This is a genomic window from Pseudomonas sp. GW822-FHT02D10 (assembly GCF_058802345.1).
Map to the genome: position 1 here is coordinate 1 of NZ_JBXAOB010000016.1, position 13,787 is coordinate 13,787.

The 13,787-nt window shown below is 59.6% G+C and carries 13 protein-coding genes and 1 pseudogene; 5 read left to right on the forward strand and 9 right to left on the reverse strand.

Going from position 1 to position 13,787, the window contains the following annotated elements:
• Nucleotides 1–178: 178 nt before the first annotated feature.
• Nucleotides 179–973: a hypothetical protein gene (locus tag AC1RPZ_RS21900; RefSeq protein WP_493139338.1), complete on the reverse strand. Its 795-nt coding sequence runs from the start codon at nt 971–973 to the stop codon at nt 179–181.
• A gap of 600 nt (nt 974–1,573) precedes the next feature.
• Here AC1RPZ_RS21900 and ureE point away from each other — a divergent pair.
• The 5 genes and pseudogenes from ureE to AC1RPZ_RS21925 all read left to right on the forward strand — a co-directional run bounded on the left by ureE (nt 1,574) and on the right by AC1RPZ_RS21925 (nt 4,865).
• The gene (ureE, locus tag AC1RPZ_RS21905; protein ID WP_493139340.1) at nt 1,574–2,074 is read left to right on the forward strand and encodes an urease accessory protein UreE; all 501 of its coding nucleotides are present in this window, start codon (nt 1,574–1,576) and stop codon (nt 2,072–2,074) included.
• The gene (locus tag AC1RPZ_RS21910; RefSeq protein ID WP_493139341.1) at nt 2,071–2,745 is read left to right on the forward strand and encodes an urease accessory protein UreF; all 675 of its coding nucleotides are present in this window, start codon (nt 2,071–2,073) and stop codon (nt 2,743–2,745) included. Before ureE ends, AC1RPZ_RS21910 begins: the two co-directional genes overlap by 4 nt.
• 37 nt (nt 2,746–2,782) lie before the next feature.
• Nucleotides 2,783–3,397 carry an urease accessory protein UreG gene (gene ureG, locus AC1RPZ_RS21915; RefSeq protein ID WP_493139343.1) on the forward strand — a complete coding sequence of 205 codons (615 nt, stop codon included), beginning with the start codon at nt 2,783–2,785 and terminating at the stop codon, nt 3,395–3,397.
• 38 nt (nt 3,398–3,435) lie between these two features.
• A pseudogene (locus tag AC1RPZ_RS21920) lies at nt 3,436–3,534 on the forward strand (HupE/UreJ family protein); the annotation flags it as partial.
• Nucleotides 3,535–3,731: 197 nt separating this feature from the next.
• Nucleotides 3,732–4,865: an AGE family epimerase/isomerase gene (locus AC1RPZ_RS21925; protein ID WP_493139345.1), complete on the forward strand. Its 1,134-nt coding sequence runs from the start codon at nt 3,732–3,734 to the stop codon at nt 4,863–4,865.
• A gap of 121 nt (nt 4,866–4,986) precedes the next feature.
• Here AC1RPZ_RS21925 and AC1RPZ_RS21930 read toward each other — a convergent pair whose 3' ends face one another.
• From AC1RPZ_RS21930 to AC1RPZ_RS21965, 8 genes are all read right to left on the reverse strand, one after another.
• Nucleotides 4,987–5,754 carry an SDR family oxidoreductase gene (locus AC1RPZ_RS21930; RefSeq protein WP_493139347.1) on the reverse strand — a complete coding sequence of 256 codons (768 nt, stop codon included), beginning with the start codon at nt 5,752–5,754 and terminating at the stop codon, nt 4,987–4,989.
• A gap of 104 nt (nt 5,755–5,858) precedes the next feature.
• Nucleotides 5,859–7,091 (reverse strand): TerC family protein, encoded by a 1,233-nt coding sequence (locus AC1RPZ_RS21935; protein WP_493139348.1) that lies wholly within the window; start codon nt 7,089–7,091, stop codon nt 5,859–5,861.
• A gap of 83 nt (nt 7,092–7,174) precedes the next feature.
• Nucleotides 7,175–8,068, reverse strand: coding sequence for a protease modulator HflC (gene hflC / locus AC1RPZ_RS21940; protein WP_493139350.1), 894 nt, complete (start codon nt 8,066–8,068; stop codon nt 7,175–7,177).
• On the reverse strand, nt 8,065–9,087 hold the full coding sequence (gene hflK / locus AC1RPZ_RS21945; protein WP_493139352.1) for an FtsH protease activity modulator HflK: 1,023 nt from the start codon (nt 9,085–9,087) through the stop codon (nt 8,065–8,067). Before hflK ends, hflC begins: the two co-directional genes overlap by 4 nt.
• 839 nt (nt 9,088–9,926) lie before the next feature.
• Nucleotides 9,927–10,643, reverse strand: a complete 717-nt coding sequence (locus AC1RPZ_RS21950; RefSeq protein WP_493139354.1) for an ABC transporter ATP-binding protein — start codon at nt 10,641–10,643, stop codon at nt 9,927–9,929.
• Nucleotides 10,640–11,515 carry an ABC transporter ATP-binding protein gene (locus tag AC1RPZ_RS21955; RefSeq protein ID WP_493139356.1) on the reverse strand — a complete coding sequence of 292 codons (876 nt, stop codon included), beginning with the start codon at nt 11,513–11,515 and terminating at the stop codon, nt 10,640–10,642. Before AC1RPZ_RS21955 ends, AC1RPZ_RS21950 begins: the two co-directional genes overlap by 4 nt.
• Nucleotides 11,512–12,810 carry a high-affinity branched-chain amino acid ABC transporter permease LivM gene (livM, locus tag AC1RPZ_RS21960; protein ID WP_493139357.1) on the reverse strand — a complete coding sequence of 433 codons (1,299 nt, stop codon included), beginning with the start codon at nt 12,808–12,810 and terminating at the stop codon, nt 11,512–11,514. Before livM ends, AC1RPZ_RS21955 begins: the two co-directional genes overlap by 4 nt.
• Before the next feature lie 2 nt (nt 12,811–12,812).
• Complete coding sequence (locus AC1RPZ_RS21965) at nt 12,813–13,727, reverse strand: ABC transporter permease subunit (RefSeq protein ID WP_493139501.1); 915 nt, start codon at nt 13,725–13,727, stop codon at nt 12,813–12,815.
• Between the last annotated feature and the right edge of the window lie 60 nt (nt 13,728–13,787).

Below are 13,787 nucleotides of genomic sequence, written 5' to 3' on the forward strand. Positions count from 1 at the left end.
CCGGCTCATACACGGCGATGGCCTGATAGGCAAAGTCGGGGGGTAGATCGGCGGTAAAGGTGAACGTGTTCGGCTGGCCGGTGGCGCAGCCTGCCGCTAAAGCGAGGCTACACCCCAAGGCAGGGATTTTAAGCAGCGACTTCACCTGCGAATTCAACGTTGTCATTGGGTAATGTCCTTATTCCGTGCAGCCTGGATAAATGGTGCATTTCTGCCCATCCGGCATTTGAAAACCGCTGAAGTCTTTGTAATTGCCAAAGCAATACGCATCTTGGTCTTCAAAACCTTTGCCCATGCAGCGCTTCCAACCATTGGGCACCTTGACCCAGGTATCTCCCATGTAGGGCCGTTCTTCGTCCGCCAACTTGATCGTCATCTTCACGGTTTTACCCGGTAGCTGATCGAGGGTGTACGCCGAGAACGGGCGACCACGCCCCGGCTCGCCCAGTGCATTGGTTTTTTTGCAGTCGAGGATTTTTACGATGCGTCGTTTGGGTCCCATGGTGCGGAACAGCCATTGGCATTGCCCGTAGAAGGTGCTTTCGCCCGCTTCGCTGAAGGTGCCCTTGTACTGCTCCTCCAGCTCATCGCGAATGGCGACCACGGCGTCGTCCCCTCCAAAATCTCTTCGGGTTTTGCCATAGGTCGCGTTGATCTCCAGCTTGATGCGCCTGATCACCAAGGGGCAGCCGCTGACCGTTCTGTGAAGGGCGATTTCAGATGTGGGGGTGTAGGATTCACGCCACTTCAAGTTGAACCCCACTTCCGTGTTTCTCCCGCCCGGCACGCTGCAGGTTTCCCCTTTGGCCGGCTCATACACGGCGATGGCCTGATAGGCAAAGTCGGGGGGTAGATCGGCGGTAAAGGTGAACGTGTTCGGCTGGCCGGTGGCGCAGCCTGCCGTTAAAGCGAGGCTACACCCCAAGGCAGGGATTTTAAGCAGCGACTTCACCTGCGAATTCAACGTTGTCATTGGGTAATGTCCTTATTCCGTGCAGCCTGGATAAATGGTGCATTTCTGTCCATCCGGCATTTGAAAACCGCTGAAGTCTTTGTAATTGCCAAAGCAGTACGCATCTTGGTCTTCAAAACCTTCGCCCATGCAGCGCTTCGTCCTTCGGCAATGGCTAAGGACACTCACACCCGAGTCGAGTACCCCAGCTGCAATGACACGAACGCTAACAAAATCGCCGAAGGGAAAATGTAGGAGAGGTCCCGAAGGATTGAAGGACGTTGCCTTGATAGGTCAAACCCCATCCAAGGGAGAAGACGGGACGGCTGAATGATCTGATGGCAGGGTTGGAGGGGCTTTAACGTCAAAAGATCGCAGGCTTCGCCAGCGCCTTGGTGTTCACATACTGTGTGGAGCTGCCGCAGGCTCGGGCAGCGTTCGGACGACCTTCTTTATGCGCCACAAAGTGGTGCTCGCATAAAGCATCACGCACCAACTTCGCTCAAATCCCCGCAACACCCAGAAGCACCTTCTTCGCTCTGACAGGGATTTCCTACATCTCGGCCGATTGGCAAGCCCCTTGCTCTAGCCTGAGCATTGTCCTTTGCTGGAAGCCTTCCAATGCTGGTGATTCATCGCAGAATCGACCCTCAACCCGTCTGGGCCGCTGAGTTGCACCTGAACTTCGAGGCGCGCAGTAAAAGTCGCCTGCGCTGTTTCAGTGCCGAAGGTGAAGACGTCGGGTTGTTTTTGGAGCGTGGCCAGCCGCCGCTGTACGACGGCGAATGCCTGGAGGCCGAAGACGGCCGCATCGTTCGCGTCTGCGCCCGTCCCGAGCAACTGCTGCACGTCACCTGCGCCAACGCCTTCGAATTGACCCGCGCTGCCTATCACCTGGGCAACCGCCACGTTGCCCTGCAAATCGGTGACGGCTGGTTGCGCCTGCTCGACGACTATGTGCTCAAAGCCATGCTCGAACAGTTGGGCGCCCGGACCGAAAACATCGAAGCAGCGTTCCAGCCGGAGCACGGCGCTTATGGCGGTGGTCATCATCATTCACGCCACGGCGATGAAGATTTCAACTATCCACCGAAACTGCACCAGTTCGGCGTACGCACATGAACCCGGCCTGGGCGCTGCTGCGCCTGGCCAGCCCGCAATTGCCGATTGGTGGCTACAGCTATTCCCAAGGCCTGGAAATGGCTGTGGACAACGGCCGGGTGACCGATCCGCTATCGGCCAAACGCTGGATCAGCGATCAGTTGCTGCTTAACCTGGCGCGTTTCGAAGCGCCGCTGTTGCTCGCCCATTGCACCGCAGCGGCCAATGAAGACTGGCCGCAATTGCTGCAACGCTGTGAGGAACACCGCGCCAGCCGGGAAACCCGCGAGCTGCATCAGGAGAGCCGGCAAATGGGCTATTCCCTGCAGCAATTGCTCAACGGCTTGCCGGAACTGGATGACGCCGCCCGCGCCTTTCTCGCACAACGCAGCGAGCCGCACCTGGCCCTCGGCTGGGCGCTGGCCGCCCGCGCCTGGCAGATCAACCCGCAAGATGCCTTGGCCGCCTGGCTCTGGAGCTGGCTGGAGAATCAATTGGTGGTGTTGATGAAGACGCTGCCGCTGGGCCAGCAAGCCGCGCAACGGCTCACCAGCGAATTGCTGCCGCTGCTGCAACAGGCGCAGCAGAACGCCTCAAGCATCGATCCCCAACACTACGGCAGCGCCGCTTTCGGCCTGTCCCTGGCGTGCATGGCCCATGAGCGCCAGTACAGCCGTCTGTTCCGTTCCTAGGGCCTGTTATTTTGGCCCTGTTATTTTGGAGAAGCACATGAACACACAACCTCTGCGTGTCGGTATCGGCGGCCCGGTTGGTTCCGGCAAAACCGCGCTGACCCTGGCCCTGTGCCTGGCGCTGCGTGATCGCTACAACCTGGCGGTGGTCACCAACGACATCTACACCCGCGAAGACGCCGATTTTCTGGTGCGCAACGAGGCCCTGGCGCCCGAGCGGATCATCGGCGTGGAAACCGGCGGCTGCCCGCACACGGCGATTCGCGAAGACGCGTCGATCAACCTCGAAGCCGTGGATCAGCTGAACCGGCGCTTTCCTGGCCTCGATCTGATTCTGGTGGAGTCCGGCGGCGACAACCTGTCGGCAACCTTCAGCCCCGAACTCTCGGACCTGACGATCTACGTGATCGACGTCTCGGCCGGCGACAAGCTGCCGCGCAAGGGCGGACCGGGGATCTGCAAATCCGACCTGCTGGTGATCAACAAGATCGACCTGGCGCCGCTGGTAGGCGCGTCGCTGTCGATGATGGACAGCGACACCAAACGCATGCGCGGCGGCAAGCCGTTCGTCTTCAGCAACCAGAAAACCGGCCAGGGCCTTGAAGAAATCATCGCCTTCATCGAGCGCCAGGGGCTGCTGACTGCGGCCTGAAACTTATCCACACAGGTTATCAACAAGGAAGCTGATTCATGACATTCAAACGCATTTTCGCCGCCGCAGCCCTGCTGCTCACGCCCGCTCTGGCCTTCGCCCACCCGGGCCATGGCGACAACGGCTTGCTGGCCGGCTGAGTTTTCTATCGTCTGTCCGGCCTCATCGCGAGCAAGCTCGCTCCCACAGTGGACCTGTGTTCGCAGGACAATTGTGGGAGCAGCCGGTCGACGCTCGATTGCTCGCGATAGCGGTCTTACAGACACCGCGTCTTTCAGACCAACCTCTCTGCTACCATGTCGCGCAAACACTCCTGCCGTGACGACGCCAGCCAATGCCCCATGCTCCCCGCTCCGCCTCCCAGCCTGAATTGATCGCCCTGTTTGCCACCGTGCAGCAGCATTTCCAGGACGTGATCGTGCCGCTCTGGCAAGGGCCCGGCTGGAACGCAGACATGGCGCTGCCGTATGAAGCGCTGGACGCCGAGCACCGGCCATTGCCGCCACAACGCTATCGGGCCATGGCCTGCGCGCGACAGCTGTACCTGTTCGCCAGCCTGATCGATGAAGTGCCGGCCGCCGAAGAGCGGGCCGCAGCGCTGTTCCGGTCCTTGCAACGGCATTTCCATGATGCCGAGCACGGCGGCTGGTTCTACAGCATCGACACCCATGGCTCGCCGCTGGATCAGCGCAAAGACCTCTACACCCACGCGTTCATTCTGTTTGCCTGCGCCCATTACTGGGCCAAGGTTCGCGAACCGCTGGTGGAATCGGTGCTCAATGCCGCGCTAGAAGTGGTCGCTCAGCGTTTCGCCAAGGACGACGGTCTGTACGAAGCCAGCCTCGACCGCGACTGGTCGTCGCTCAACACCGGGCCATTGCAAAACCCGCTGATGCATTTGGCCGAAGCGTTCCTCGCCACGCTTTCCGTACGCGATGATGCTCCAGTCGAGGCCGCGCTCAACGCACTCTGCGAGGCCATGCAAAAGCACTTCATCGACCCGCAGCACGGGGTAATGATGGAAAAGCCGCTGGGGGCTGTGGATAACTGGTTTGAGCCTGGGCATCAGTTCGAATGGTTCTTTTTGCTGGAATCATCGGCGGCACTGCGCGGCTCAACACTGCACGCCTCGCTGACCCGCGCATTCACCTTTACCGAACAGTTGGGTGTCGATCAGCAGAGCAGCGCAGTGCGAGCGATGCTCGACCTTGAGCTGGACGGCAGACCCCGCGATGAAACCCAACGCATCTGGGCCCAGGCCGAATACCTGCGCGCCCTGACCTTGCGCCCTGACAGTGAAGCCTTGCTTGAGCGTCAGTTGAAAGCCTTGCAGCAACGCTTCCTGCATGTCGGGGGCTGGTACGAGTGCCTGGACGCCAGCGGCGCGGTCAGCCGTCAAGACATGCCATCGACCACGCCTTACCATTTGGCGACCTGCTATCGCGGTTTGGCCGAATATTTCGGCTGACAGAAAGACCGCTATCGCGAGCAAGCCCGCCCCCACATTGGATCTTTGGTGTGCCTGCAATCTCAGGCACACCAATAATGACTGTGGGAGCGAGCTTGCTCGCGATAGCCGTTACGCGGTCTTAAGCCTTACTACTGCGGTCAATCGCAAACCCACCCCAGGTCTGGCTCACCGGCATCAACTCCAGACGGTTGATGTTGATGTGCGCCGGAGCATTGAGGACCCAGAAGATCGTCTCGGCGATATCCTGCGGCTGGATCGGCTCGGCGCCTGCATAGGTGGCGTCGTAGCGAGCCTGGTCACCGGCAAAACGCACCAGCGAGAACTCGCTTTCACACAGACCCGGCTCGATGTTGCTCACGCGCACACCGGTGCCTTGCAGGTCGCAACGCAGGTTCAGCGAGAACTGTTTGACGAAGGCTTTGGTCGCGCCATACACGTGGCTGCCCGGGTACGGGTAGTTGCCGGCGATGGAACCGAGGTTGATGATCCCGGCGCCGCGACCGTGGGCAATCAAGCGCGGCAGCAGCAGGCGAGTGCTGTACATCAGGCCTTTGATGTTGGTGTCGACCATGGTGTCCCAATCGTCCAGATCGCACTTGGGTGCCGGGTCTACACCCAAGGCCAGGCCAGCGTTGTTGATCAGCCCGCGCAACGTGGCAAACGACGGCGGCAGATTGGCAATCGCCTCTTCCATGGCCTTGCGGTCACGCACGTCGAGCACCAGGCCATGGACTTCGGTCTGCTTCGACAATTCGGCGCACAGCGCATTCAGACGCTCTTCACGACGGCCTGTCAGCACCAGTTTCCAGCCGGCCTCGGCAAAACGACGGGCACAGGCTTCACCAAAACCGGACGTCGCGCCGGTAATAAACAGGGTGTTGGACATCGTGTTCTCCTGGGTTGGGCTGACAGGCAGCCAGTGGAATAGAAAATCAACCAGCAGCATGCCCGGCCCGGAGCACAGCGGCAACCGGGTCAGCAACGCTCACGTCACAGACTGCGCGTGCACTGGATCTGCGAGAAGCTGCCGCCATTGAGGGTGACGACCGTGGGACTGGTTTTTTCGATCTCGCTGGGAGGCGTCAGATGCAGCTCCTTGAGGGCGTTCTGCGGGTTCTGCCAGAGGATTGATTTGTACCTCACATAACCCGTGGCTTCACCGCCGCCCGTGACCATCCGGATCGTGCTGCCGCCGGGCCGATAGTAAAGGGTGGTACTGGCACCGGTGCAGACATACACATAATCCTTTTGCGGCGTGGGCAGCAGACCACCCGACAAGCCGCCCACCAGGCTATACAACGCCGCACTGATCACGAAAATACCCGCAAGCCCGGCCAACACCGTCGCCCAGCCACTGTAGCCGCCGAACCACCGAGCCAGGCGCCGAGGCGGCTCGTCTCCAGTCGCCTCAATCGCAGCCGCAGGCGGTGCAGTCAGGACGACCTCGGGCTTCACGACAGGCAACGCAACCGGTGCGCGGATCGACTCCTGGAACTCGACAACGGGCGCAATCCGTGGCTTGACGGCCGGTTTGGGTAATCGTGCACGCTGCCGACGAATGATCCGCGCCTGAAGCACCACATACACCGCGCACAACAGCGGCAGCACCTGATTGAGCGCCGGCGACTGGCTGTTGACCCAGCCCACCACCACCGGATCGGACACTGCAATATCCCCCGCGACATAGCCCAGCAGTGCCGCACCAATCGACACCAGCAACGGCTGACGCTGCAACAACCGGGTGATCTGCAGGCTGCCGAACATCAGCAGCGGCACGCTCAACAGCAACCCCAGCACCAGATAAAAGACACTGCCCTGAGCCACCGCCGCCAACCCGACCACGTTGTCCATGCTCATGATCAGATCGGCGGTCAGCACCGTGACCACCGCACCACCCAAGGTCTGTGGCGAACTGTCTGACGAGTTGCCCTCTTCGTTCGCGTCTTCCTCAGTCAGCAGTCGTACTGCAATCACCAGCAACAGCACGGCGCCGATCAACTTGAGCCAAGGCACCAGCAGCAACCAACCGGCCAGCGTGGTCAGCAATGCCCGCAGGGCGATAGCGCCACTGGTGCCGATCAACACGGCTCGTTTGAGTTGATCCGGCGGCAGCCCACGACAGGCCATGGCGATCACCAACGCGTTGTCGCCGGACAGGATCAGGTCCAGCAGGAACACCTCAAAGACCATACTCAGCGCGTGCAGCGCACCGTCAAATAACATCGAGCGTTTTCCCGGCAAGAGACTGCGTCATCGAAACATCATCCCGGCGAGCCGCTCAACCCGGCGGTCTGCGCGAAGGTCGCTCATGGCTGTCGCGACTGGCCGCCGGTCGTGGCCGGCCCGGTCCGGAACTGCTTGAGAAACTCCGCATCAGGCGTCAGCACCAGCATCGGCTGACTGTCAGACAGCGCCTGACGGTAGGTCTGCAACGAGCGGTACAACTTGTAGAACTGCGGATCCTTGCTGAACGCCGCCGAGAGAATCTGGTTGGCCGCCGCATCCGCTTCACCATGGGTAATGGCCGACTGGCGCTGGACCTCGGACAACAACACGGTACGATCACGGTCGGCCTTGGCCTGGATCTGCTGGGCCCATTCAAACCCCTGCGCGCGCAACTCCTTGGCTTCACGTTGGCGCTCGGATTTCATCCGGTCGTAAATCGCCTGACTGGCCTCCAGCGGCAGGTCGGCACGGTGCAGGCGCACCTCCGTCACGTCGATGCCGAGTGCGCGGGCCTTGTCGGCCACGTCTTTCTCGATGATCGCGACTTCCTGCTGACGGGCCGGTGACAACAGCGAACGCAGCGATATCTGACCCAACTCCCGGCGCAACGAAGAGCTGACCATTTGTGTCAGTTGCGCATTGGCCTGATCCAGCGTTCCGACCGTCTGATAGAAACGCAGCGGGTCGTTGATGCGAAAACGCGTATAGGTCTCGACCTCGATACGCTTCTGATCGCCAAGAATCACTTGTTCGGCCGGTGACGCCAGGGTTTGCAGACGGCTGTCGTAGAACACGATGGAGTCGCTGAACGGCACCTTGAACTTGAGCCCCGGCTCCCCGGCCACGCCCATCGGTGCGCCAAAGCGGATGATCAGTGCCTGCTGTGATTCATCGACCACATAGGCTGACGCGGCCAACGCCCAGAGCGCAATCGCGCAGGCACTCAAGGCCAACCATTTGAAGGTGCGGTTCATGGTCGAGCGTCCTTCTGCTGCGGTTTGCCCGGCTCGCTCAGCGGCAGGTAAGGCACCACCCCGGACATGCCCTTGCCGGAAGAGTCGATGATCACTTTGGAGGCCTTTTTCAGGACTTCATCCATGCTCTCCATGTACAGACGCCAGGCGGTGACGTCTTTGGATTGCACGTAGCTGTTGTAAACCGAGAGAAACCGCTTGGCCTCGCCCTCGGCCAGGTTGCCGACTTGCGCCTGATAAGCCTCGGCATCCTGGGTGATACGCGCCGCATCGCCGCGGGCGCGGGGAATCACGTCGTTGGCATAGGCTTCGGCTTCGTTACGGGCGCGCTCCTGATCGGCGCGGGCCCGCTGCACGTCGTTGAACGCATCGATCACTTGCGGCGGCGGATCGACCCGTTGCAGTTGCACCTGAGTGATGAGAATCCCGGCCTGTTCGCGGTCCAGCAGTTGCTGCAGCAAGTCCCGGGTTTCATCGGCAATCTGCGCACGTTTATCGGACATCACTGACTGAATCGGCGTACGCCCGATCACCTCGCGCAGCGCGCTTTCGGCCGCAAGTTTCACCGAGCGCTCGGGGTCGCTGATTTTGAACAGGTAGAGTCGCGCGTCCTTGATTCGCCAGAACACCGTGCAATCGGCTTCGACGATGTTCTCGTCACCGGTGAGCATCTGCTTGTCGCGCGCGCCATTGCTCGCCGCGCTCTGCACGCTGGCACTGGTGCCCAGTTGCAGCTGATTGACCTGAGTGATCTTGGGTAACAGGACGGTTTCGACAGGATAGGGCAAGTGATAGTGCAGCCCGGACTCGGCGGTCTGCTGCCAGCGCCCGAAGCGCAGCACGATGCCCTGTTCATCCGGCTGAACCTTGTAGATACCGGAGCTGATCCAGGCCAGGAATATCAGCCCGCCGATCAATGCCAGCCCCCGTCCACCGAGATCCATCACCGCCAGGTGGTAGCCGATTCGTTGACGCAGCCGGCGCATTGGGCTGACGGGTTCGGCGGGACTATCGGTCATGCAATGGCTCCATGTCGTCAAATGACGAGCGCCCATTCGGGGGCGCCAAGGCGCGCAGAGTACCTGAACCCAAAACCGCGAAAATGAAAATTCTGTCATGTTCGCTGTACAGAAAACGATCAACCTCGCCAGCGCCATGCCCCCCGTGGCTTGTAGCCAACTGCACGCACCTTATCCACAGCCCCGTCCACAGTCTTTGGGGGCAAGTGCAAACCTTGAGACGCGCTATCTACAAGGCTTTGCGGGCAGATTTGAAAGTTTTTTGCTTGACCTGGGCACTGACAAGTGTAGCCAGCATCGGCCGGTGCGACCGCCCAGTCACCGAGGCGATGGCTCCACGCCAGTCATTACGGCCCTTTGCCGAGTCTTTCCAGAGTTTAACCACAGACTTATCCACAGGCTGAGTAACGATTTTTCAGTCGGCTGGCGTCGGCAATAAAAAGGTTGACAATGCTCGCTCAACGCCACGTAAAAATGCCTGCTCAAAAAACAACCACAACCCTGCAAGCCACGCCGTTAAAGGCGCACAGACAGTTGCTCCCATGTTACCCACAGCCAGTTCCACAGCAAACGGGGACAAGTCAAAACTGTGGAAAAACAGCTATTTGCAGCGGCTTTATGTCGCGCTTTAACAGGTTGAGAATATTGTTTTCCACATTTTCAAAATCCGAAACCACATCCCCCGTAGGAGCTGCCGAAGGCTGCGATCTTTTCCACAACCAGCACCGTTTCAAGACAACCACAAAGATCAACAGATCGCAGCCTTCGGCAGCTCCTACGGGGGAATAAAAAACGCCCTGAGGCTGGAGCCGTCAGGGCGTTTTTGATGTCAGAGAAGCTTAGTGACCGCCGAGGTAGGCGTTACGCACCTCTTCGTTCACCAGCAGCTCCTTGCCAGTGCCGCTCAAACGGATTTCACCGTTGACCATCACATAGGCCCGATCCGACAGCTTGAGCGCGTGGTTGGCGTTCTGCTCGACCAGGAAGATGGTCATGCCGGTGCCCGCCAGTTCGCGCAAGGTGGCGAAGATCTGCTTCACCACGATCGGCGCCAACCCCAGGCTCGGCTCGTCGAGCAGCAGCAGCTTGGGCCGGCTCATCAAGGCCCTGGCGATGGCGAGCATTTGCTGCTCGCCACCGGACATGGTCATCGCCCGCTGATTGCGCCGTTCCTTGAGCCGTGGAAACAGCTCGAACATGCGTTGCATGTCCTCGGCGGCGAACTTGTCGCCAATCGGGATCGTGCCCATCAACAGGTTTTCCTCGACGGTCATGTCGGGGAACACCCGCCGCCCTTCCGGCGACTGTGCAATGCCGTTGGAGGCAATGTAGTGGGACGACTTGTGGGTGATGTCCACGCCGCGGTAGACGATCTGCCCGTCGGCGGCCCGTGGCTGACCGAAAATCGACATCAGCAGCGTCGATTTGCCGGCACCGTTGGAGCCGATCAGGCTGACGGTTTCCCCTTCGTTGATGTGCAGCGAGACCTTTTTCAGGGCCTGGATCGGTCCGTAGAACACGTCGATCTCTTTCAGTTCGAGGATCGGTTGACTCATACCAGCTCCTCTTCATCAGCACCCAGGTAGGCGGCAATCACTTTCGGATCGTTGCGAATCGCTTGAGGGTCACCCTCGGCGATCACGTTGCCGTGGTCCAGCACCACGATGTGGTCGGAAATACTCATGACCATGCCCATGTCGTGTTCAATCAGCACCACGGTAATGTCGTGGTCGTCGCGCAGATGTCGAATCATCGCGCTGAGCGCCTCGGTTTCCTGCGGGTTGAGGCCCGCCGCCGGTTCGTCCAGACAAATGATCTTGGGCCGGGTGCACATCGCCCGGGCGATTTCCAGACGGCGCTGCTGGCCGTAGGAAAGCTCACCGGCCAAGCGGTTGGCGCAGTCCACCAGATCGACCACCTCCAGCCAATAGAAGGCATGGTCCAGGGCATCGCTTTCAGCCTTGCGGTAGCCTTTGGTGTTGAGAATGCCGGACATCAGGTTGCGGTTGACCCACATGTGCTGGGCCACCAGCAGGTTCTCGATCACCGACATTTCCCTGAACAGGCGAATGTTCTGGAAGGTCCGCGCCAGGCCGGCGCGGTTGATCAGGTGCGTGCCACCGAACATCTTGAAGTGGAGCCGGCTGATGAAACTTTTCGGCGAAACGAAATCGGTCGCCTTGAACGGCTCTCCGAGCATTTTGATAACGTTGGTTTTCACCCCTCGGGTGTTAAGTTCGATGTGCCCGCCGGTGGCCTTGTAGAAACCGGTCAGGCAGTTGAACACCGTGGTCTTGCCCGCACCGTTGGGGCCGATCAACGCGAAGATCGAGTTACGTTTGACTTTCAGGCTGACGTCGCTCAGGGCTTTGATGCCGCCGAAATGCATCATCAGGTTCTCGACCTTTAGAACGATGTCTTCGCTCATGGCGCGGCCCTCTCAGTCAAGGCACCTTTACGTGGAGTCACACCGGTACGGCTGATCCGAATCAGGCCGCGCGGTTTCCAGATCATCATGAGCACCATGAGGATGCCGAACAGCAACACGCGGTATTCGGCGAAGCTGCGCAGCAGTTCCGGGGCGACCGTCAGCACGAACGCCGCGATCACCACGCCGACCGTCGAACCCATGCCGCCGAGCACGACGATGGCGAGGATCAAGGCCGACTCGAAGAACGAGAACGAGGTCGGGTTGACGAAGCCTTGATAGCTGGCGAAAAACACCCCGGCCAGACCGGCAGTGGAAGCCCCCAGGGTAAAGGCCGACAGCTTGACCAGAACGTGGTTGAGGCCCATGGCCCGACAGGCGATTTCATCTTCGCGCAAGGCTTCCCAGGCACGCCCGACCGGCATGCGCGTCAGGCGATGCTTGATGTACAGCACCAGCATCACCACGAGGAACAGCACGCCATAGATGAGCATGAACTTTACGTTCGGGTTGTATTCAGTCCCGAAGAATTCATGGAAGGGTATCCCGCCATCCTTTGCCACACGCCCGAACTCGACACCGAAAACCGACGGTGATGGCACCGGCATACCGTTAGGCCCGCCCGTGAAGGACAGCCAGTTGGTCAGTATCAGGCGAATGATTTCACCGAAGCCCAGGGTCACGATGGCCAGGTAGTCGCCGTGCATGCGCAAGACCGGGAAGCCGAGTATGCATCCGGCCATCGCCGCCATGAGTGCCGACAGCGGCAACATGGTCCAGAAGCCCAGGCCAAGGTAGTGATAACCCAGCGCCAGGCCATAAGCGCCGATGGCGTAGAACGCCACGTAACCCAAGTCGAGCAGGCCTGCCAGACCGACCACGATGTTCAGGCCAAGGCCCAGCAACACGTAGATCAAGCCCAGGATCACCACCGTCAGCAGGTACTTGTCGGCGAAGATCGGAAACACGATAGCGATCACGATCAACGCCGGGATGATGAAGCGCAGCCGCGACTTGAAATCAGGCGGCAGCACATGCACGCCTGAGCCGATGACTTCGAAGCTTTGCTGAACCTTCACGCCCTTGGCGGTTTGCATGAACAGGCTCAAGACCAGACGCCCGATCATCACCGCCCCGACCATCCAGGCCACACGCGTTGGCTGCAGGTTGTAGCTATAACCTTCAAGTACTACGCCCACGATCGGGCCGAAGACAATCAGGGCAATCAACCCGGCCAGAATCGTGTCGATCAGGCTTTTTTTGACATCGATAGGTTTTTTATTAGTGTCGGACATACTTATACCTTCGCCACAAGTGGGCGACCCAACAGGCCTTGAGGACGGAAAATCAGGATCAGTACCAGCAGCGAGAAGCTGAAGACGTCCTTGTAGTCAGAGTTGATCACGCCGGAAAACAGCGACTCGGAAACGCCGAGAATGATCCCGCCGAGCATGGCGCCAGGCAGCGAACCAATCCCGCCGAGCACCGCAGCGGTAAAGGCCTTTATGCCGATCACGAAGCCTGCGTAGAAATCGAAGGTGCCGTAGTTCACCGTGATCAAGACACCGGCCAGCGCAGCCATGGCGGCACCGATGATGAACACGTAGGAGATCACCCGGTCGGTGTTTATCCCGAGGATCGAGGCCATCTTGCGGTCTTGTTGGGTCGCACGACACATGCGCCCCAACTTGGTGTATTTGATGATGTAGGTCAGCAGGGCCATCCCGACAAACGCTGCGACCAGAATAAAGATCTTGGTGTAGGTGATCTGCACAAAACCCGTACCGATTTCGAATCTCAGCCCACCGCTCAGCAGCGTAGGAATACCCTGTTGCCGTGAGCCCTGAGCGATCTGTGCGTAGTTCTGCAGGATCAGGGAAACGCCGATAGCACTGATCAGCGGTGCCAGTCGGGTGGAGTTGCGCAGCGGTTTGTAAGCGATGCGCTCGATGACCCAGCCATACATGCCAGTCACGAAGACCGTGAACAGCAGGGTGCCCAGGATCAACAACGGAAAGGATTCAACACCAAAGTAGGACAATAAAGCCAGGCTGATCGCCGCGAGGTACGCGGAAATCATATAAACCTCGCCGTGGGCGAAGTTGATCATGCCGATGATGCCGTAGACCATTGTGTAGCCGATGGCGATCAGGCCGTAGACCGATCCGAGCGTCAGACCGTTGATAACTTGTTGCAGGAAAATACCGTCCATCATGCACTCTCACTAACTTGAGAGGCCACCGCGAACCCGGTGTCGATGAGCCCTTGTGAG